The 22,430-nt window shown below is 29.9% G+C and carries 22 protein-coding genes; all 22 read right to left on the bottom strand.

From position 1 onward, the window contains the following. Positions 1-4 precede the first annotated feature (4 nt). The gene (locus H8S10_RS09750) at positions 5-1,282 is read right to left on the bottom strand and encodes a hypothetical protein (protein ID WP_186838728.1); all 1,278 of its coding nucleotides are present in this window, start codon (positions 1,280-1,282) and stop codon (positions 5-7) included. 1 nt (position 1,283) lies between these two features. Continuing rightward, the gene (locus tag H8S10_RS09745; protein WP_186838727.1) at positions 1,284-1,832 is read right to left on the bottom strand and encodes a PilN domain-containing protein; all 549 of its coding nucleotides are present in this window, start codon (positions 1,830-1,832) and stop codon (positions 1,284-1,286) included. Positions 1,833-1,841: 9 nt separating this feature from the next. Then, positions 1,842-3,026, bottom strand: a complete 1,185-nt coding sequence (gene pilM, locus H8S10_RS09740; RefSeq protein ID WP_186838726.1) for a type IV pilus assembly protein PilM — start codon at positions 3,024-3,026, stop codon at positions 1,842-1,844. Positions 3,027-3,143: 117 nt separating this feature from the next. Continuing rightward, positions 3,144-3,572, bottom strand: a complete 429-nt coding sequence (locus tag H8S10_RS18275; protein WP_207731868.1) for a prepilin-type N-terminal cleavage/methylation domain-containing protein — start codon at positions 3,570-3,572, stop codon at positions 3,144-3,146. Positions 3,573-3,596: 24 nt separating this feature from the next. After that, positions 3,597-3,986 (bottom strand): prepilin-type N-terminal cleavage/methylation domain-containing protein, encoded by a 390-nt coding sequence (locus H8S10_RS18270; RefSeq protein ID WP_279287170.1) that lies wholly within the window; start codon positions 3,984-3,986, stop codon positions 3,597-3,599. A 55-nt stretch (positions 3,987-4,041) separates the two neighbouring features. Continuing rightward, positions 4,042-5,244 (bottom strand): type II secretion system F family protein, encoded by a 1,203-nt coding sequence (locus H8S10_RS09725; RefSeq protein ID WP_186838725.1) that lies wholly within the window; start codon positions 5,242-5,244, stop codon positions 4,042-4,044. A 15-nt stretch (positions 5,245-5,259) separates the two neighbouring features. Further along, complete coding sequence (locus H8S10_RS09720; RefSeq protein ID WP_186838724.1) at positions 5,260-6,951, bottom strand: GspE/PulE family protein; 1,692 nt, start codon at positions 6,949-6,951, stop codon at positions 5,260-5,262. Between the two features lie 126 nt (positions 6,952-7,077). Next, positions 7,078-7,827 carry an A24 family peptidase gene (locus tag H8S10_RS09715; protein ID WP_186838723.1) on the bottom strand — a complete coding sequence of 250 codons (750 nt, stop codon included), beginning with the start codon at positions 7,825-7,827 and terminating at the stop codon, positions 7,078-7,080. A 406-nt stretch (positions 7,828-8,233) separates the two neighbouring features. After that, the gene (gene groL / locus H8S10_RS09710; RefSeq protein ID WP_186838722.1) at positions 8,234-9,859 is read right to left on the bottom strand and encodes a chaperonin GroEL; all 1,626 of its coding nucleotides are present in this window, start codon (positions 9,857-9,859) and stop codon (positions 8,234-8,236) included. Between the two features lie 15 nt (positions 9,860-9,874). After that, on the bottom strand, positions 9,875-10,159 hold the full coding sequence (gene groES / locus H8S10_RS09705; RefSeq protein WP_055266578.1) for a co-chaperone GroES: 285 nt from the start codon (positions 10,157-10,159) through the stop codon (positions 9,875-9,877). Between the two features lie 255 nt (positions 10,160-10,414). Beyond that, positions 10,415-11,905, bottom strand: a complete 1,491-nt coding sequence (locus tag H8S10_RS09700) for a 4Fe-4S dicluster domain-containing protein (RefSeq protein WP_055266580.1) — start codon at positions 11,903-11,905, stop codon at positions 10,415-10,417. 262 nt (positions 11,906-12,167) lie between these two features. Continuing rightward, positions 12,168-13,502: a class II D-tagatose-bisphosphate aldolase, non-catalytic subunit gene (locus H8S10_RS09695; protein ID WP_055266582.1), complete on the bottom strand. Its 1,335-nt coding sequence runs from the start codon at positions 13,500-13,502 to the stop codon at positions 12,168-12,170. Between the two features lie 180 nt (positions 13,503-13,682). Continuing rightward, positions 13,683-14,411 (bottom strand): GntR family transcriptional regulator, encoded by a 729-nt coding sequence (locus H8S10_RS09690; protein WP_186838721.1) that lies wholly within the window; start codon positions 14,409-14,411, stop codon positions 13,683-13,685. A 249-nt stretch (positions 14,412-14,660) separates the two neighbouring features. Continuing rightward, the gene (locus tag H8S10_RS09685) at positions 14,661-15,221 is read right to left on the bottom strand and encodes a hypothetical protein (RefSeq protein ID WP_186838720.1); all 561 of its coding nucleotides are present in this window, start codon (positions 15,219-15,221) and stop codon (positions 14,661-14,663) included. A gap of 233 nt (positions 15,222-15,454) precedes the next feature. Continuing rightward, positions 15,455-16,366: a DNA-3-methyladenine glycosylase 2 family protein gene (locus tag H8S10_RS09680; RefSeq protein WP_186838719.1), complete on the bottom strand. Its 912-nt coding sequence runs from the start codon at positions 16,364-16,366 to the stop codon at positions 15,455-15,457. Positions 16,367-16,452: 86 nt separating this feature from the next. Continuing rightward, positions 16,453-16,878, bottom strand: a complete 426-nt coding sequence (locus H8S10_RS09675; RefSeq protein ID WP_055266590.1) for a C-GCAxxG-C-C family (seleno)protein — start codon at positions 16,876-16,878, stop codon at positions 16,453-16,455. 82 nt (positions 16,879-16,960) lie between these two features. Next, entirely contained in the window at positions 16,961-17,431 is a 471-nt protein-coding gene (locus H8S10_RS09670; RefSeq protein ID WP_055266592.1) for a hypothetical protein, read from the bottom strand. A gap of 249 nt (positions 17,432-17,680) precedes the next feature. Continuing rightward, positions 17,681-18,529: a 3-hydroxybutyryl-CoA dehydrogenase gene (locus tag H8S10_RS09665; protein ID WP_186838718.1), complete on the bottom strand. Its 849-nt coding sequence runs from the start codon at positions 18,527-18,529 to the stop codon at positions 17,681-17,683. Positions 18,530-18,567: 38 nt separating this feature from the next. Next, positions 18,568-19,599 carry an electron transfer flavoprotein subunit alpha/FixB family protein gene (locus tag H8S10_RS09660; protein ID WP_055266597.1) on the bottom strand — a complete coding sequence of 344 codons (1,032 nt, stop codon included), beginning with the start codon at positions 19,597-19,599 and terminating at the stop codon, positions 18,568-18,570. A 19-nt stretch (positions 19,600-19,618) separates the two neighbouring features. Continuing rightward, positions 19,619-20,398: an electron transfer flavoprotein subunit beta/FixA family protein gene (locus H8S10_RS09655; protein ID WP_186838717.1), complete on the bottom strand. Its 780-nt coding sequence runs from the start codon at positions 20,396-20,398 to the stop codon at positions 19,619-19,621. Between the two features lie 13 nt (positions 20,399-20,411). Further along, positions 20,412-21,551, bottom strand: a complete 1,140-nt coding sequence (locus H8S10_RS09650) for an acyl-CoA dehydrogenase (protein ID WP_186838716.1) — start codon at positions 21,549-21,551, stop codon at positions 20,412-20,414. Between the two features lie 35 nt (positions 21,552-21,586). Beyond that, a complete protein-coding gene (locus H8S10_RS09645) occupies positions 21,587-22,381 on the bottom strand; it encodes a short-chain-enoyl-CoA hydratase (RefSeq protein WP_055266603.1) in 795 nt (264 codons plus the stop codon). Between the last annotated feature and the right edge of the window lie 49 nt (positions 22,382-22,430).

Here is a 22,430-nt window from a genome sequence, read left to right as displayed (position 1 = left end):
ACACCTACTTATTTTTAACATTAACTGAGTTACCCGAGCTTTGAATTTCAATTCTTGGATTAGATGTATCGTCTTTTTCCACAAATACTTCTACTTTTCTTTCAGTGTTGTTGATAACTTTCAGCTTTACTTGTGAATTATCGTCTGTTCCAACTCTTGCTTCACTTGTTATATTAATTACTATGTTATCTGATTTAGTAGTAAACTCTGCACCTGTCGAAGTATTATCCTTTGGATAATATCCTGAAGTTGTTTTGTATTTGTAATATAATTTACCATCTAACTCATTAAATTCTATCTCTGCTTCTTCAGTTTTTACATTATCTGAATATAAATATGTTGTTCTATCACTATCATTAGCTCTACCTAAAGTTAAAGTAGGTAATTCTGATGCTGGTGCTCTTAGTAGCATTACAAAATCATTAATATCTGCCTCTGTCCCAAGCTGTTCAATAGTTGAACTATAAGCACCATTAGCTGCTCCTACTGTAAATGGAGTATCTTTTCCATAAGTATTTTCTAATTCCCATTTTAAGTATTCAATATCCTTATCATTAAGCTTTGGAATACCATATAGCTCTAAACTCATACTTCCAGTAACATCAGTAGTTGATGTTGGAGTTATAGCTAAATTAGTTATATTAATCTTTCTGCTATATCCTTCTAACAATCCTATAAATCTCTTCAATGCATCATAAGAACCATTAAAGCTTATTCCTATTTTTAATTGTTCAGCTGTTGCTGAATTATCTGTAGCAATAGCTTGAGAATTTCCTTCATTTGAAGTTTCCCCATTACTTAAAACAACATTGTTTTCAACTTTTTGTTCACCATTATTATCAGCTAAAGTTGTATCTCGTGAGCCTGTATAACTATCTGCTATAAACTGAAGTGTACTTTCTGTTTTTATAACCTCTGTTACAGTAAAAGTTTCAACTGCTGCGACTTCTATTGGATTAAATGATATATTTGCCTTTAATCCACTTGCAGTTATTAATGTATCTATTTCTAATATTATCTTTTCTTGAAGTATTGTTGGATAAAATATTCCTGATTTCTCTTCAATATTAGAGTTTATTACTTTTATTTCAGATTTCTTATTTTCTAAATTTGCAATAGTTTGCATTGTAGTTGTATATCTATTTTCAACTTCACTTAATTCTGCTCTTTTAATTTCTAGCTTTTCTACTTGATTAACATATACAAATTGATAATAAATAACACTTACTAATACAGTTCCTAATACTCCTAAAAGCATTTTTTCCTTTTTACTAATCTTCATGTTATTCACCATCCTTTAAAGTACATCTTATATCAAATGTATACTTCTCATCACCAGATATTGCACCTATGTAAACTTCTTGAATATTTTTAAGTTGCTTTAAATTATATTGAACTTCAGCAATAGCAGTTCTATTAGTAGATGTAGCTTGCATTGTTATTTCAGTATTAGTAAGATTTAAGCTGTTAAAACTAACTTCTGTTGGCAATGTTGAACTTATCATATTTAGAATCTCATTTGATACAACATCTCTACTCTCAACACCTTTATATATCGTATTTAATTGCTTTTCATAACTACTTAAAAGATTTAACTTAGCTTCTGTTTGCTCTGCTTCTAATACTTTCTCTACAATTGATGGATCTTCTAATTTAGCAGTATAATCAGCTATACTTTTATTAACCTTATATAAATTAATACTATTCCATGCTAATGTCCCAACAATAAATGCTGCTACAAATCCTGATAAGGAGTATTTATAAATATTCTGATTTTTTTGTTCTTTTTTCTTTCCTTGATAAGGGCTAAAAAAGTTAATATCTCTTCTCATATTTCCTCCCTATAATCTAATGATTGCACCTATGGCATTTAAATATCTATCCATAGAAAGCTCTTTTAGTTCCTTTGAAGTAAAATCAACATTATTAAGCTTGTCTATTTTTTTAACAGGCATATTAAATTTATCTTTAACATACTTTTCAATACCCTTAATGTTAGAAGTTCCACCATAAAGGTATATCTTATCTATTTTATTCCCTACACTTTTGCTTAAATAAAACTTAAATATTCTCTCAATCTCTAAAGAAATATTACCTAACACCTTTTTTAATGCTATATTAATAAAATCATCTTCTTTAATATCATCTAAATCTGATTTTTCAATCTTTAATGCTTCTGTTGATTTTGCAGCCATACCTAACTCTTCAGCTAAAGCAAAATTAATATTTTCTCCACCAACTCTCATCATTCTTGTAAAATCAAGCTTACCATTCTTTAAGATTATTATATTAGTAGTAGTTCCTCCCATATCTACAAAAGCAACAGTACACTCTTCATTTTCCTTAGCTAACTCTGAGTAATTAGCTATTTTATTAAGAGAATTATAAGTAACATCTAAAGCATATGGATTTAATCCTATTGAATTTATTAAATTATAATAATCTCTAGAAATCTTATCTGGGTAAGCAATAACATTAACTTTATACTTATTACCACTTTCAGCTTCAACCTCATCTAAAATAATAAATTGAATAACATAATCATTAAGATTAATAGGTAAATATTGCTGTATTTCATATCTTATAACAGTATCCAACTCTTCATCCTCAACCTTAGGAATCATAATTTCTCTGTTAATTATTAAAGATGAATTAGTAGTGATAATAGCATCTGCTGCTTTTACCTTAATATCCTTCAAAGAAAATTTAAGCATTTCAGATAACTGATTTTCATTAAGTATCTTCCCATCAGCAATAGTGCCTTCAGGCGTTACTATTTCAGTACAATTATTTATAACCAATTTACCCTTATGATACTTTCCTGAAGCTATCTTTATAGCACTAGCTCCAATATCAAAACTTACAACATTTCTTGGTTTTTCTATTTTAACATTAAGCTTAGACATAACGCCCTTGCTACTATCCTTGCTATTACCTATCTTAAGCTTTTTTAAATCCTTTAAATCCATTTGACCAAGTTCCTTTAACTTAGAAAAATCAAACTTCTTCTTATTTTCATCTGACATTACTTCACCCCTTAGGTATTATTTTAATCTTTAAGAGATTTACACCTTATCCTATAATTCAGTTTTATAATTTATAGGATAAAGTGTAAAGCTTATGCTTTACACTTTTCACACTATCTATTCAATAGCTTCTACATCAACATTTTGCTCTGGGAAAAATTCTTTTCCAGCTTCTTTTCCTGTTTCTGCGTCTTCTCCAACAGCTATTACTTTTACTGAGCCATCAGTATTAACTCTAACTGCAAAAAATCCATCTATTGATACACTTTTTGGTCTTGGTACACTTTGTAAATATTCTTCGATATCAGTTGAATCTGCTGCATCATTTTTCCCTAATATATAATAATCTGGTTCAATTTCCCCTTCAGCTAATAATGCTGTAGTAGCATTAGCAATTGTTTTAGCATTTGCTATATCTGATTTAATATTAGCATTTTTTCTAACCTCACCAAACTTTGGTATAGCTATTGCTGCTAATATAGCTATAATAGCAATTACAATAATTAACTCTATAAGAGTAAATCCTTTTTTCTTATTTATTTTCATACAAATCTCCACTTCCTATCTTTTTTATCTTGGGAAGAAAATTTCTCCATCAGCCTTAACAGTAACCTTAGCATCTGATGTTATTTCTACAATGAAACTTCCTGATTTTGATTTAGGCGTAGGCATACTTTGTAAATATCCTTCTATTTTACCTGCCTCTTCATTAGTATCTGAAGCTGATATAGTTAAAGTTTTAGTTGTAGACTTCGGAGCTGTAATCTCACCTTCTGCTAATAATGCCGTAGCTGCATTTGCTATTGTCTTTGCATTTGCTACATCAGAACTTACATATGATTTTTTTCTTACTTCTCCAAATTTTGGAATGGAAATAGCTGCCAATATTGCTATAATAGCAATAACAATAATTAACTCTATAAGAGTAAATCCTTTTTTCTTGTTTCTTAATTTCATCATTTTTATTTCCCCCTTAATATTATGTATTGTATTTATTTTAATTTTTAATTAAAACCTACATTGCAGTGTACATATCAAACATTGGTAGCATTATTGAAATTACTATAAATCCTATTACAAGTCCCATTACTACAATAAGCAATGGTTCTATTAATGCTGTTGTTGTTTGAATAGCTTGTTCTACTTCTTCATCATAGAAATCTGCTGTTTTGTTTAATATTTCATCTAATTGCCCAGTTTCTTCTCCTATGTTTATCATTGAAGATAACATTTCTGGGAATATTCCTGCTTCTTTTATTGGTTCACTTAAACCTTCACCTTTTGTTACTTCTTCTCTTACTTTATTAATTGCATCTTCTGCAATTTTATTTCCAAGAACTCCTGCAACTACAGGTAATGAATGAACTAATGATACCCCACTAGCAATTAGTGTAGACAATGTTCTTGTAAATCTTGAAACTATTATCTTTTTATTTAACTCACCTATTATAGGTAAATGTAACTTCAATTTACTTATTGTATATATTCCATGTTCTGTTCTGCTATAAAATTTAAATCCTACAGCTGCAAATATAATACAAATTATTATAAATAAGAAATTCTTTTGTAATATTGCACTAATATTTATAAGAATCTTTGTAGTTATCGGAAGTACAACTCCTTCACTTTCAAACATTTCTATAAATGTAGGCATTACAAATGTCATAATAAACATTACGGCACATACTGCTACAATTCCTAATATTGTTGGATATGTCATTGCAGCTTTTATTTTATTATTTAGCTTATTTTCCTTTTCAAAATGAGTAGACATTCTTAACATCATAGTGTCAAGGTTACTACTTATTTCTCCTGACTCAACCATACTTATAAGAAGTTGTGGAAATACATCATCATGCTTCTTTATTGCTGCTGAAAGCATTTCACCTTTTTTAACATCTTCTTCTATTTCAGAAGTTACTTTTCTAAGTTTTTTATTAGTAAGCTGGTTTGCCATAATATTTAAAGATCTATTTATAGATACCCCTGCATCAATCATTGTATATAGTTGTCTACAGAATATAGCAATATCTTTAGTTGTTACTTTCTCACCAAATCCTAATTCAATATTAGTGCTCTCTACTACTTCTTCTATCATAAGTGGATAATATCCATTAGACGTTATCATTTGAATAACTTCATCTCTTGAATTGGCAACATGATTTCCTTCAATCTTTTTACCATTCCCACTCATGGCTCTATATTTAAACTTCGCCATTATTCATTACCACCTTTATATATCACTTAGTAAAGTAATCGTAGCAAGTTCATTTATTGTAGTTATTCCTTTTAGAACTAACTCTTTACACTCTTGCCCTAGTGTAGTCATTCCATTTTCTAAAGATAAATCTTTAAGAACATTTGGATTTTTAGTTTCATTAATTAAATCTCTATGTTTTCTGGTTATATCCATAATTTCATAGACCCCAATTCTCCCCAAATAGCCTGTACCATTACAATGTCCACAACCTTGTCCTTTATATAAAATAAGATTCTCTTCAATGTTACCGATTAAAATTTTCTTTTCATAATCAGTTGCTTCATAAGCTTCTTTACAGTTAGGACAAATTCTTCTTACAAGTCTTTGTGCAATAACTCCACAGATTGATGTAGATACTAAATACGGCTCTATCCCCATATCTATAAGCCTTGTTATAGATGATGCTGAATCATTTGTATGTAGTGTACTTAAAACTAAGTGACCTGTTATAGCTGCTTTTATTGCTATTTGAGCAGTTTCCTCATCTCTAATTTCTCCTATCATGACTATATCAGGATCTTGTCTTAGAATACTTCTAAGCCCAGATGCAAATGTCATTCCTGATTTAGAATTAACATTAACTTGATTTATACCATCTAACGTATATTCAACTGGATCTTCAATAGTAACAATATTAACATCATCTGAATTTAATTCATTTAATACGGTATAAAGTGTAGTTGATTTACCACTTCCTGTTGGTCCAGTAACTAGTACAATACCATGAGGATTAGAAATTATGTTCTTAAGTTTATTAAGATTATTTTCATTCATCCCTAAATGTTCTTTCCCTAATTTATAACTACTTCTATTAAGTATTCTTATAACTATTTTTTCTCCACTAACTACTGGTAAAATAGAAACTCTTAGATCAACATCATTATTACCTACTCTAGTAATAATTCTTCCATCTTGAGGTACTCTTTTTTCCGCTATATTAAGACCAGCTAGTATTTTAATTCTAGCTACTAATGGAGCTAAGCTTTCTATTCCTAACGTATTAACAGTTTGAAGCTCGCCATCTATTCTATATCTTATTCTTATTTCCTTTTCGAAAGGTTCTATATGTATATCTGATGCTCTCATCTCTATAGAGTTTCTAAACATATAATCTATCATTTTAACAACTGGAGCATTTTTAACATCATCAATTTCTTCAATATTATCAGCTATATTTTTAGATTCTAATGTCTCCTTAGTAAGCTCTTGAGCTGCCTTAAAAACTTGCTCTGTACTATAGTTAAGATCTATAAATTTTTGTATATCACTTTTTGATGATATATAGATTTCTGGTTCTATACCTGTTGATATATTTACATCATCTATAGCAAATATATTTAATGGATCAGACATAGCAATTTGAATTTTATTATTTTTAAATCCAAATGGAATTAATATATGCCTTCTACATAGATTTTCTGTAACTAAATTTAATGTCTTATTATCAAATTCAATACTATTTAAATCTATTTTTTCTATTCCTGTCTGAGTTTCAATAGCTTCGAGTATATCTTCTTCACTAATTATCCTGCTTTCAACTAATACCTCTCCAAGCTTCTTTCCTAAAACTCTTTGAGATTTCAAAGCCTCTTGTAATTGATATATCGTTATTTTCCCAGCATCAATTAATATATCACCTAACCTACGTTTTTCACCTAACGCCATTAAAGACCTCCTAAATACTTATATAATCATCTTTTGCGCAATTGTATTCTTAATATTATTTATCTATTTTTATTCGATAAGTAATTATTTAACTTCTATTTATATTTAAATTTCTATTATTTCTTACTAAAATAATCCTAAGTAATATTCTATTAATCTACTTCCATAAATTGATGCTATTATTCCTCCAATAGCTAAATACGGTCCGAAAGCCATCTCAGCTTTTCTATCTTTAAGCTTTAATATCAATATAATTGCCCCTACCAATCCTCCAAATATGAAGGCTAAAAATAAAGTAACCACTATTCCTTTAATACCTAGAAATAATCCACATATAAGTGCTATATCTATATCACCTTCACCCATTCCTCCAGTTAAGGCAACTATAGCCCATATAACACCCAAACCAATTGCGGCTCCTGCAATATTTGTCCAAGGAATATTTTTAATAATTATCCATTCAGCTAATAAAAAAACAATTCCGCTTATTACTCCAAAGATAACTGTTGAATTAAATACATATTTCGTATCAAAATCTATAAATCCAATAACTATCATAAGTGAAGCAAACACTGCAAACTTAAACAGTTCAAAACTAAATCCGTAGTTTAAATAAATTACTACATATAATAAAGCATTTAACAATTCTATTAGTGGATATCTAATACTTATCTTTTCTTTGCAGCTTCTACATTTCCCACCTAAAAAAGCATAGCTTAATACTGGAACTAAATCTTTAGGTTTAAGTTCATACCCACAGCTTGTACAACGAGATGGTGGAAAGGAAATAGACTCCTCTCTAGCAATTCTATATATACATACATTTAAAAAACTTCCTATACAAAGCCCAAATAATACGACAAAAAATAACTCCAATATTTATCACCATTTTCATTTATATTATACTTTTCCATTAATTCACCTAAAATTATACACGAAAAAAAATGATACTTCCACGTAAACTTTATATTTGTCGATAATTTCTATTAATACTATTTTTTATCGCTCTATTTATATCTTTATTAAAATTTGCATTAAACTCACATTTTATTAATACTTTTTACTTAACTCTTTCAAATAAAAAAGAAACTGCATTAATTAACCATACTCTGTCAAATAAACAGAGTAGTTAATAAAGCAGTTTCTTTATCAACTCTAGCAATTAATTATTCTCCAATTAATCATCAAATAATCTTTAACGATTATTAAATTGATTCATAATTGCATTGATACTAATCTTTAGTTATCTCAAATTAATTGCTAATTATTCTTTTTAATTATTTTAGTACATTCCATCCATTCCGCCCATTCCTGGTGCTGGCATTGCAGGTTCTTTTGCTGGAATGTCAACAACTGCAGCTTCAGTTGTTAAGAATGTAGATGCTACTGATGCAGCATTTTGAAGTGCTGATCTTGTAACCTTAGTTGGGTCAACGATACCAGCTTTAATCATATTTACATATTCTCCATGTAAAGCATCATATCCAATTCCATTTTCGCTATTCTTAACTTTATCTACTATAACAGAAGCTTCATCTCCTGCATTTGTAGCTATTTGTCTCATTGGCTCTTCTAAAGCTCTTAATATTATATTTATACCAACTTGAGTATCTGCAACATCTGAAGTTAATTCAGCTACCTTGTTAATTATGCTAACATAAGCTGTTCCTCCACCAGATACTATACCTTCTTCAACAGCTGCTTTTGTTGCTGCTAAAGCATCTTCTATTCTAAGCTTTCTTTCTTTTAATTCTGTCTCTGTAGCTGCACCAACTTTAATTACAGCAACTCCACCAGCAAGCTTAGCTAATCTTTCTTGTAACTTTTCTCTATCAAACTCAGAAGTTGTTTCTTCTATTTGAGTTCTTATTTGATGAATTCTTTCTTTTATAGTTTCTTTACTTCCTCTACCATTTACTATAGTAGTGTTTTCTTTAGTCACTTTAACACTTTCTGCTTGACCAAGCATGTCTAAAGTAACTTCTTTTAAATCTCTTCCTAATTCTTCAGATATAACTTCTCCACCAGTAAGTATAGCTATATCTTGAAGCATTTCTTTTCTTCTATCTCCGAATCCAGGAGCTTTAACAGCTACACAATTGAAAGTTCCTCTTAACTTATTAACTACTAATGTAGTCATAGCTTCCCCTTCAATATCTTCAGCTATAATTAATAACTTTCTTCCTGATTGAACTATTTGCTCTAATATTGGAAGTATTTCTTGTATATTAGAAATCTTCTTATCAGTTATTAAGATAAGTGGATTATCTAAAACAGCTTCCATTTTTTCTGTATCAGTTACCATGTAAGCTGATACATATCCTCTATCAAATTGCATACCTTCAACTACTTCTAGTTCAGTACCCATTGATTTAGATTCTTCTACAGTTATAACGCCCTCGTTACCTACTGTTTCCATAGCCTCTGCTATAAGATTACCTATTTCATCATCTGCAGCTGATATAGCAGCAACTCTAGCTATATCTTCTTTACCATTTACAGGCTTAGAACTATTTTTAATTTCTTCTACTGCAACATCAACAGCTTTTTTTATACCATTTCTAAGTAATATTGGATTTGCTCCTGCAGTTACGTTCTTTAACCCTTCTCTTATAATAGCTTGAGCTAAAAGAGTAGCTGTAGTTGTACCATCCCCTGCAACATCGTTAGTTTTAGTTGCAACTTCTTTAACTAATTGAGCTCCCATATTTTCATATGGATCTTCTAATTCTATTTCTCTTGCAATTGATACACCATCGTTAGTTATAAGTGGTGAACCAAATTTTTTATCTAATACTACATTTCTTCCTTTAGGTCCTAAAGTAACCTTTACTGTATCAGCTAGCTTATCAACACCAGCTTGCATAGCTCTTCTTGCTTCTTCTCCAAATTGAATCATCTTTGCCATCTCTCAAAAACCTCCCTATTCAACTATAGCTAAAATATCATCTTGTTTTAATATTGTGTATTCTTCTCCATCAACCTTAACTTCTGTTCCTGCATATTTAGAATATAATACTTTATCTCCAACTTTAACTTCCATTTCTATTCTCTTACCTTCATGAATAGCTCCTGGTCCTACAGCCATAACTTCAGCTTCTTGTGGTCTTTCTTTCGCTGTACCTGATAAAACTATTCCACTCTTTGTTGTAGTTTCAGCTTCTAATTTTTTAATTACTACTCTATCACCTAATGGTTTTATATTCATCTTATTTCCTCCTAAAAATATACTTTTATTTTTAGCACTCACCATTATTGAGTGCTAACAACTTATATTTATAATATATCTTTTTAGTCTAAATCTTTCAACAACTACTTTTTATATTATTACCTTAATATGGTTAAATATTACCAATTAGAACTATTTATTTTATTATAACTCATTTTTTCATTCATTCTTATAACTTTTCAAACTATTACAAAAATATAAGAGGAACTGAAATTTTCAATTCCTCTTATGTTACTATTCTCTCTCAAGATTTATATCTTCAAACTCACTTAATGTACTATTCTTAAGAACAGCCTTAATTGTAGTTCTATTATTAATCTTAGTAAAAGCTCCTCTTGCTCTAAGTGGTGGCACTATTGTTCCAGCACCATTTATACATCCACCTTCACACATCATACCTTCTATAAAATTACCTTGTAATTTGCCCATTTTAGCAAGATTCATGGTTTTCTTACAATCTAATCCTGAAACTTGAACTGGTTTAAATTCTGCCTTACATCCACTATCAGATACATAGTTTTGTATAGCTGCTGTAAGTCCTCCAGCCATACCAAATCCTCTTCCAAATACTGAAGCATCATTAACATTTTCGTCTTCCATATCAAAAGGATTTACATCAAAGGCTTCAAATAAAGCTAATAACTCTTCAAATGTTAATACATAATCTACTGCCTCACTTACTCCTAATCTAACTGCTTCTCCTTTTTTAGCCGTGCATGGTCCAATAAATACTACCTTAGCATCTGGTTCTTTGCTCTTAATATATCTTGCAGTTGCTACCATAGGAGATACTGTTTTTGATATTCTATCTTTTTCACTTGGATTTGTCTTTTCTATAAAGCTTAGAAATCCTGGACAGCAAGAGTTAGTCATATACTTATCTCCTCTTTCCATTCTTTCTACAAATTCATTACTTTCATGAACTGTAACAGCATCAGCCCCTAAAGCTGCTTCAACCATATCTTCAAATCCTAAAGCTTTAAAAGCATTTCTTATCTTACCATAATTCATAGTTGGTCCAAATTGCCCTGTTATAGCTGGTGCTACTACTGCATACATCTTTCTATGTCTTCCCAGTCTCTTAGCAACAGGAACTATTAAACTCTTATCTGATATAGCTCCAAAAGGACATGATCTCATACAAGATCCACAGTTTACACATATCTCTTCCTTTATAATAGCTCTTCTATCTTCTTCATTTATATCTAAAGCACCTGTAGGACATGACTTCTTACATGGTCTCATAACTTCGGATATAGCATCATAAGGGCACTCCCTTTTACACATACCACATTCTTTACATAATTCTTGATTTATATATGCTCTTCCTGCAACTATATTTATCGCCCCAAAATTACAAGCTTCTTTACATCTATGAGCAAGACAGTTTCTACAAGAATCTGTAACATTAAATTTATCTATTGGACACCTATCACAAGCTGCTTCAATAATATATATAATTTGTTCATCCGGTCTTATGTCTATAAGTTCTGTGTCAAAATTATCCCCGTTTGCAAGGTAACCTGCAGCAAGCTTAGCTCTTTCTAGAACAATTGCTCTTTCTTTATATACACAACATCTATACTGTGCCTTATCACCTTTAATAACTTCATAAGGAACTTTTTCGATACTTTCTAAGGATATTTCATTCTTTTTGGCAAGTTTCGCTACTTCAGTTAATACTTCATGCTTAAGCTTTTTTAATTGGGTTTCAAACTGAAACATATAATCACTCCCTCTCATAAACCTTGTTAATTTTATTATACAATATTTCCCTATTTATTTCTATTTTTTTAATTTTCTGATAACTTTTGCAGTTGTCGAAATCATTGTAAATAATAACTTATAAATCACAACTTATTATTTTTAAAATAAAAAGTGGCAAGTTAAAGTTAAAATACTACACAGCTTCTTGATTTTTTTTAATCTAATTTAGCTGATTTAACTAATTAACTTGCCATCTATTACATTTAATTTATTCTTAAATTTAATTCATCTGTAACACTTTATGATTCTCAACAGCATAAATATAGTCATCTATATATTCACCTATTCTATCTTTAAGTAGATTTTCTACTGTTAACTCCATTTTTCCGCTTCTAATCTTCTTATATTGATTATGCATATATTGACTTACTAAAGTTAATGGAATATCAACTTGTTTTAAATTTTCTATCATTTTCTCTAAACTATAGTTAACTTCTTCTATCGGTAAGTAATATCTACATCTATCGGACAAACCATATATTCTATCAAATTTTATCTTTTCTTGAGTACCAGAGTAATGATTTTTCCAGTATCCATTATTCTTTACCATATTAAATTCTAATATTTCTCTAAACTTTGAAAGTTCAATATTAGCATTATATTTTAATAGTTCATTTTCCATTAAGTTTAATTCAAATGCTGCTTCTCTAAATCCGTAAGTTAATGCAGGTCCAACCTTTAAAATAATAAATCCATCTTCAACCATCTCATTTAAAGCTTCATCCGTTTGATAATCTGTTGAATGAGCTTCAAATACTAATTCTGGATAATCTTTTAAAGCTTCTGATAATTCTCTTGCTTTCTCTCTATCATATTTCCATACTTGCTCGCTACCAAACTCAACTCCTGGTTGGACAACAACTCCAACAACATATTGCCAAGCATCACCTACTCCATGACTTTCAAAGGCATTTTTAAATGTCTCTATTGTATTAACTAAGTTTTCTACCTTAGTTACTGCTATTCCTTCTTCCTCTTCTTCATCAGCTTGAGCTCCTCCAGGTATCGGTACTTCACTGCCTATAACATACACAGGATGTACACTTTCTGGCTTTTCATTTAAAAGTTCAGTATAAGAATCTTCTGCCACTTTACATAACGTTGCAGCTCTTTCTGCAATTAAATCATCTCCAAATACACCATTTTCAAAATCACCGATTATTGGCATGCTTGTATCTATATGAATTTTTGTAAATCCAGCTAATACATATTCTCTAATTAATGTTTTAGAGTTTTCCATAGCTTTTTCTTCACCTAATTTAGTCCATGTTAATGGTCCTAAATGATCCCCACCTAATATAATTCTATCCACAGGAAAATTATTTTCTTCAGCTAAATTGTGAATATATTTCATAAAATCTTTAGGAGTCATTCCTGTATATCCCCCAAATTGATCAACTTGATTTGCTGTAGATTCTATTAATAAGTGCATATCTTTATCTCTTAATCTATCCATAGCTGCCTCTATAACATACTTATTAGAAGAACACACTGAAAATATTCCTGCTTTTTCTCCACTTTTATACTTTGAAACTAATTCTTTAATAGGATGCATAATATAACCACCTCTCACATTTAATTAATATTTTATTTCTCAATCCCATATTTCTATAGGTAATTACCAGTTGTCGTATAGATTTACAATTCTATTTAGTTATCTCTTCTATAACCCATTTAATTAAAGATAACTAACTTTATTTTTATATACAAATCTCATTAAGTAAAATCTATATTATTATTTGTTTAATAATTGAACTCTATATTTGAACTTATCACCACGAGCTATCCCAATTGTATATTCTATTAAAGTATCATGATCGTAAGTAAATCTCTCTATTCTTAAACTAGGAGCCCCTTCAGGTATCTCTAAATATATGCTTTCTAATTTTTTAGTAATAATAGGTTCAAAATACTCCTCTGCTGAAGTAAGCTTTGCACTAAACTCATTTACAAGCACATCATACATAGGCATAATCTCTAATTTATCTTTACTTAGTCCAATAAATAAATTATATGGTAAATATGTTGTCTCATACATCATCGGTATATCATCAGCTTTTCTTATTCTAGTAATTTTATATACAAGCTCATAATCACTAATCTTAAACATACGACTAATCTTTTCTTCAGCCCTTATTATTTCAAATCCTACAACTTCTGAATTAGGTTTCTTTCCTAGTTTCTTCATCTCTTCAGTAAATGAATAAAAAGAAATTAGGTCCTGATTTAACCTTTTTGGTGATACGAAAGTACCCTTTCCATGAACTTTATATATATAACCTTCCTTTTCAAGTTGATCTAAAGCTTGGCGAACTGTAGTCCTACTAACATCATATATATCACATATCTCTCTTTCAGAAAGAATTTGCTCATGCTCTTCCATATTTTTTTCTATTTTTTCTACTAATATATTTACTAACTGTAAATATAGTGGTGTCTTTAAATTCTTATCTATACTATTCATTCTTATCTCCTAAACTGGTAATGACCACTTAATATTATTATAATTCTTTTCCTAATATATTCCAACTAGATTTTCTATTATCTAATAAACTTTTCAACGACCTTTTTAGATTCTTTTCTAATTGCAAACACTTAAACTTAAATATCTAAAAAATTTGTCTAAAGCTCAAAAAAATACAATATGTAATTATTAGACAACTTATTGCCCATAACTACATATTGTTAATTGTTTTTTATATGATTATAAATTTTAACTAGCAGTCTTATAGCTACTTCTAAAGAATAATTGATAATTTAAAATATTAATAATTGATATTATAACTAAGAACAATCCTGTAAATTCAATTGATATAACAACCATGCTAATCATATATAGAAGTAAACTAGCTAAAAATATTATTACTACATTCCATATTTTTATATTAGCTTGTTTTTTGCTTATTATCTCCATCATTTGAGCTTCTGATAAATCTTCATTACTATACTTTTTAGAAAGCATATTAGTTCCAATATTTGTGATAAGCTGTTTACTAACAAAATCACAAATAAAGATTATAAATAATCCTATAATTGATAGTAAGAAAATTTGATAATTACTTACATCTAAAGAAAGCATAACTGTCGATGCTTTAAATGTAGCAAATAAGCTCACTGGAAGCAATAATATTATAGGTAACATTACTAGACTAAACATAAATGTTATTTTTAAGTTTTCTTTAAAAGACTTTCCTTTGTTTATCGTAGCTGTCAAAATAAAAGAAAAAATTAAAATTACTAGTATTGCTATTAATGCTGTAATAATGTACTTCATCCCATATCCCCCCTTAAATTCATTAATCCCTTTTATACTTTATATAATGTATTAATTATATAACATAATTTATGTATTTGTATATTTTTTATAATTTTACCTAATTTTTTAATAATTATATGCAATAAAAAACCTCTTTTTTATATAGTTTGTTTAAATCTTTTATCAACATTATATAATTCTATATAAAAAAAGCAGCAATAGCTGCTTTTTTACCATTAACTTATACTATTTTAAAGTTTTATATTATTTTCTCTAGCATAATAGAAAAGGTATTGTTGTGCTAGGCCTGATAATTCACCGAACTTATCTCTTCCAAAAACTCTAATCTTGTTTAATGATACATCTGGAGCTAAATAAAAATGAATCATTGCTCTCTTAACCCAAACATCAACTGGGAATGCTGACTTCTTTGCCATTGAGAATAACATTATACAATCTGCCACTTTAGCACCTACTCCCATAAATTGTTGAAGAGCTACGTGACATTCATCGGTATTTAATGACTTTATATAATCTAAATTATAAATCTTTAATTCCTCATTATCTGGATTTTCTAATGCTTCATTAACTTTTCCTATAGTATCTAATATGTACTTACTTCTAAACGATGCGCCTGTATCTTTTATTTCTTCTAAAGTTGCATCTTTGATTTGTTCTGGAGTTGGGAATGCATAATAAGTATTTCCTTTATACTCAATTTTATCTCCCCATCTTTCAGAGATTTTCTTAATTGTCTTCATGATAGCCGGAATACTATTTCTTGCAGATACTATGAAACTTATTAACATTTCAAAAGGTTCTTGATTTAAAATTCTTATTCCATATCCAAATTCAACACTTTTTCTTAAAATTTCATCTTTCGCAAGTTCTTCTTTTAATTCAGAGTAATTTGTATTTAAATCTAAATAATCTTTCCATATCTCTTCGAAATCATTAAGATTCGTATTATATATAGTTACATCATCTCCATTTTGTACAATTTCAATAACTCTTCTGTATGCAACTACAATATAATTTGTATCAGATATCTTTTCCCATCTAAAACATTGTCCACACTCAAGTATTTGCTTTATATCAAAGTTTTTTACACCTTTTATCATTATAGAATTATCATCAATTTGTATTACTTCTTTATAATCCATAAAACACCTCTGTTTGTTTAAAATAAATTTATGGCTTACGCTATATATTTAATTTTATCTTTTCTTTATTCCTTAATTAATATTCATTATCTATTAATAGCATAATGCTCGCTATACTCTTTAACTATTTCATCTAAAACCTCTGCTGCAGTGATCATCATTTTGGTACATCTTGGTACACCTTGCTCATAATACTTATCTTTTAATGGTAAACAATCTAAAGAGCCCATTCTTTTATAGTATTCATTCATAAATTTAACTGTCATAGCTCTTACTTGCGGACTTTGATGTCCTCTTTCTGTAGTAAACATTATACCTAATGTTGCTATAGACCCAGTAATTGCACCACATATACTTCCAATAGCCATTCCACCACCAAATGATGCCATAGTCATTAAAGTTTGCTTAGATATATTTAAATCATATTCCTCATTTGCTGCAACAAGCATACATTCAGCACAATTCAAATCATATTCTTTATCATAATATTTAATCACTCTATCAACTAACATAAGTTTCTCCCTTCATAGTTATCTAGCTTTTCTTACGTATAATAATTATTATATATTAAATTTTATTATTTAACAAAATATATTATTTTTTATACAAATTTTGATAAGAAATTATAAAATGCGAAACTCCAAAAATTATCATAATTCCAACAGCTATATAATTATTCATCCATAAAGATGCAAAAATAAAATATAAAACTGGAAAAATAGCTAAAGGGATAGGTACAAATAAAAAGTTCTTTCCAAGTAAACTGTCATTCATACCACCTATAAAATATCTTATCCAAACCATATAATATAAAGCTAAAAATAATATACTTAAATATAAAAATGGATTTTTAAAATTTAATTCTTTATAGCTAACAAAAAAACAAATAAAAATTGCAAATAATATTCTACTTCCTTGCTCTATTACTTCAATAATAGAAGTTCCATTAGACGTAACTGTGCTTTCTTTTTTAGGAGCTACCATAAAATAAACAATATTTATAAGCATAGGTAATAAAAATATAATTAATCCTATAACAGAGAACTTAAACTTCAATTCAAACAATAAAAACACCCCTTTTTTAATATGGAACTATTTTATCACAAAAAAAGGATATAGAAGTGCTTTTACCAAAAACACTTCCATATCCTAGTTATCATTTAACGCTAGGCAAAATATATCTAATTTAAGTTAGTACTTTCTCTTCCTCTTTGCATTAGTAAATCTTTCACTTCTCGTAGAAATTTTTCACTTCGTTCAATGAATTCCATTTGGCGTAGTTACCTTTCACCTGAGACAGGGATTATTATATAACTACTTGCTATAATCGTAGAATCCTTTTCCTGTCTTTCTTCCTAACCATCCAGCTCTAACATACTTTCTTAATACGTTACTAGCTCTATATTTATTATCTCCAGTTTCATTATATAAAACATCCATAATAGCTAAACAAACATCTAATCCTATTAAATCACCTAAAGCTAAAGGTCCCATAGGATGATTTGCACCATATTTCATAGCTGTATCTATATCTTCAACAGATGCAATTCCTTCTTGAAGTATAAATGAAGCTTCATTTATCATAGGAATAAGTATTCTATTAACTACAAATCCTGGAGCTTCTTTAACTTCTACAGGTTCTTTTCCTATTGCTAAAGCTGCCTCTTTTACTACATCAAATGTCTCTTGAGATGTAGCCATCCCTCTTATAATTTCAACTAACTTCATTACTGGAGCAGGATTAAAGAAGTGCATTCCAATAACTTTATCAGGTCTTGATGTAGCTGAAGCTACTTCTGTTATAGATAAAGAAGAAGTATTTGAAGCTAATACAGCTTCTGGTTTACATATCTTATCTAATTCTGCGAATATTTCTTTCTTAATTTTCATATTTTCGATAGCTGCTTCAATAACTAAATCACAATCAGCAGCTAGATTCATATTAGTAGTTCCAGAAATTCTTGAAAGTATTTCTTCCTTAACTTCTTCAGTAATTTTTCCTTTAGCTACTTGTTTAGATAATCCTTTATTAATAACAGAAATTCCTCTTTCTACAAATTCATCTTTTATATCTCTAACTATAACTTCATATCCCTTTTGAGCAAAAGCTTGAACTATTCCAGCACCCATAGTTCCAGCACCTAAAACAAAAATCTTTTCCATATCCCTTATTTCCCCTCTCATATTAACATTTCATATAACTACACTAATTCTACAGCTATTTCTGATTCCTTAGATTCCATTGATTTTAATTCACTTATCATTTCTGGTATTACTTTATTTAAATCTCCAACTATTGCATAGTCTGCAACTTTCATTATTGGAGCAGTTTCATCTTTATTTATAGCAATAATCATATCTGATTCTTGCATACCAGCGACGTGTTGAATCGCTCCTGAAATACCACAAGCTATATATATGCTTGGTCTTACAGTTTTACCTGTTTGCCCAACTTGATAATCTCTTTCTATCCAACCTTTATCCACAGCACCTCTTGATCCTCCAACTACTCCACCAAAAGCATCTGCTAATTCTTGAAGTAATGTAAAGTTTTCTTTAGATCCTACTCCTCTACCACCTGATACTATAACCTTTGCTTCACTTATATCTACAACTTCCTTATTAGCTTTTACTATTTCTAAAATTGTAGTTCTTATATCTGAAGCTTCTAATTTAACTTCTACATTTTCTACTGTAAAATCATAATTTTTTTCAGTTAATCTAGAGAACACGCCTGGTCTTACAGTCGCCATTTGTGGTCTGTGATCAGGACAAGCTATTGTAGCCATAATATTTCCGCCAAAAGCAGGTCTTGTTGCTAATAATGCTCCATTTTCAACTTCAACAGCTAAAGATGTACAGTCTGCAGTTAATCCTGTTCTTAATCTTGCCGCAACTCTTGGTCCTAAATCTCTTCCTATAAACGTTGCTCCTATAAAGAATATTCCTGGCTTTTTATCATTAACTAAATCACAAAGAACTTTTGTGTATCCATCAGTAGTATAGTTTTCTAACTCAGCATGGTCAGCTACTAATACTTCATCAGCACCATACTCTCCTAATTTATTAGCTAAATGTCCAATATTATTTCCTAATAATACAGCTGTTAACTTAACTCCTAATTCGTTAGCTAATCTTCTACTTTCACCTAATATTTCTAAAGATACTTTTTGTAACTCACCATGTCTTTGTTCAGCGAATACCCAAACTCCTTGATAATCTGCTATATTCATCATAAATCCCTCCATTCTCTTAGATGTAATGTTTTTCTTTTAATCTGCTTAAAACATATGATACTGCTTCTGGTACTGAATCTTTAACTATTTCTCCTGCACCTTTTGCTTCCTTAGTCATTGATTTCTTAACCTTTGTAGGTGATCCATTCAATCCTATTTCATTAGCTTCTACATCTAAGTCAGCTGATGTCATTATCTTTACTTCTTTATTTGCTGTATCAAATATTAATCCAACATTCATATATCTTGGATGATTTAATTCTTCAATAGCTGTTAAAAGGCATGGTGTCTTAACCTTTATTAATTCATATCCATCTTCTAAATCTCTATTTACTATTAAGTCACTTCCATCAAATTCAACATTTTGTACATAAGTTACTTGAGGAATTTCTAAATGTTCTGCTATTTCTGGACCAACTTGAGCTGTATCTCCATCAATAGCTTGTCTTCCTCCAAATATTATGTCATAGTCTAATGTTTTAATAGCTGCTGCTAAAGTCTTCGATGTTGCAAGTGTATCTGCTCCTCCAAAGGCTCTATCTGTTAAAAGTATAGCTTCATCAGCACCCATACATAACGCTTCTCTTAAAGCTTCTTTAGCTTGTGGAGGTCCCATACTTATTACTGTAATATGAGCTCCATTTTTTTCTTTTATTTGTAATGCAGCTTCTAAGGCATTCTTATCTTCTGGATTTATTATTGAAGGTACACCTTCTCTTATTAAAGTTCCCTTAACTGGATCTATTTTTACTACTGTTGTATCTGGTACTTGTTTTAAACAAACTACTATATTCATATAAAATACCTCCCTATCTTAATGCTGCGCCTGAGATAACCATCTTTTGAACTTCTGAAGTTCCTTCATAAATCTCAGTTATCTTAGCATCTCTCATCATTCTTTCTACTGGATAATCCTTAGTGTATCCATATCCACCATGGATTTGAACAGCCTTAGTTGTTACTTCCATAGCAACTTCAGCAGCAAATAATTTAGCTCTTGCAGCATCTACTGTGTAAGGTAATTTATTTTGTTTAAGCCATGCAGCTTTATATACAAGGTGTCTAGCAGCCTCAATCTTAGTGTCCATTTCAGCTATCATCCATTGTAATCCTTGGAAAGCACCTAAATTTCTACCAAATTGTTTTCTTTCTTTCATGTATTTAATAGCTTCTTCATAAGCTCCTTCAGCTATTCCTAATGCTTGAGCTGCTATACCTATTCTTCCTCCATCAAGAGTCTTCATAGCCATACCAAAGCCTTTTCCTTCTTTACCAAGTAAATTTTCCTTTGGAACTATACAATTTTCAAATATAAGTTCAGTAGTTGAAGATCCTCTTATTCCTAGCTTCTCTTCTACTTTACCAATAGAGAATCCTGGGAATGACTTTTCAACTATAAATGCCGATATACCTCTAGTTCCTTGTTTTTTATCCGTCATCGCAAAAATTACAAATATATCTGCAACTCCTCCATTAGTTATAAATATTTTTGAACCATTTAAAACGTAATGATCTCCTTCTAATACAGCTGTTGTTTGTTGACCTGCAGCATCCGTCCCAGCTCCTGGCTCTGTTAATCCAAAAGCACCTATCTTTTCTCCTTTAGCAAGTGGAACTAAATATTTTTGTTTTTGTTCCTCTGTACCAAAATCATTTATTGCTCCAGCACTTAATGAAGTATGTGCAGAAACTATAACCCCAGTAGTCGCACAAACCTTAGATAATTCTTCTACCATTAAGATGTAAGATAAAACATCTCCACCTGCTCCACCATATTCCTTAGGAAATGGGATTCCCATCATTCCAAGCTCACCCATTTTCTTAACATTATCTATTGGGAACTTTTCAGTTTCATCAACTTCAGCAGCTATAGGTTTTACTTCATTTAAAGCAAAGTTTTTAACCATTTGCTTTACTAGTTCTTGTTCCTTAGTCAATCCAAATTCCATATTTGTTACCTCCTACTCCTTACATCCCTTTTTATCTATCTATTTTGGAAGTTCTTAGCTCTTTTTTCTAAAAATGCAGTCATTCCTTCTAATTGATCCTCTGAATCAAAACACTTACCAAAATCTTCAGCTTCAACTTTAATAGCTGAATCTATATCTACTTGAGTTCCTCTATTTATTGCATCCTTACATAACTTAACTGCTATTGGTGCATTTGCAATTATTGAACCTGCCATTTTTTTAGCTTCATCCATTAAACTTTCGACAGGCACCACTTTATTAACTAATCCTATTCTTAAAGCTTCTTCAGCATTTATCATCGCACACGTATATATAAGTTCCTTAGCTTTTCCTGCTCCAACTAATCTTGGAAGTCTTTGAGTTCCACCAAATCCTGGAGTTATTCCAAGTCCTGCTTCTGGTTGCGCAAACCTAGCTTTTTCTGATGCTATTCTTATATCGCATGCCATTGCAAGTTCACAACCTCCCCCTAAAGCAAATCCAGGTATAGCCGCAATTACAGGCTTGTCTAATGTTTCTAATCTTCTAAATACTTTATTACCAAGTAATCCAAACTCCTCAGCCTCTGTTGAATTTAAATCTTTCATTTCTGCAATATCAGCTCCAGCTACAAAAGCTTTTTGACCAGCTCCTGTAACTATTACACAATAAATATCACTATTATTTTCAATGCTATCTATTACTATGTCTAACTCTCTCAAAGTGTCTGAATTTAAGGCATTTAAAGCTTTTGGTCTATTAATAGTAATAGTCGCTAAATTACCTTCAGTTTCAAAAATTACATTTTTTAACTCAACATCAACTTGCATTCTCAACATTCCTCTCTTTTATACAAAATTCATCATCAAAAAAAGCATA

The organism is Clostridium sp. NSJ-49, assembly GCF_014287725.1.
Lineage (GTDB): Bacteria > Bacillota > Clostridia > Clostridiales > Clostridiaceae > Clostridium > Clostridium disporicum_B.
The sequence above is the reverse complement of the archived record's forward strand: the minus strand, read 5'-3'. Positions and strand labels throughout refer to the sequence as shown.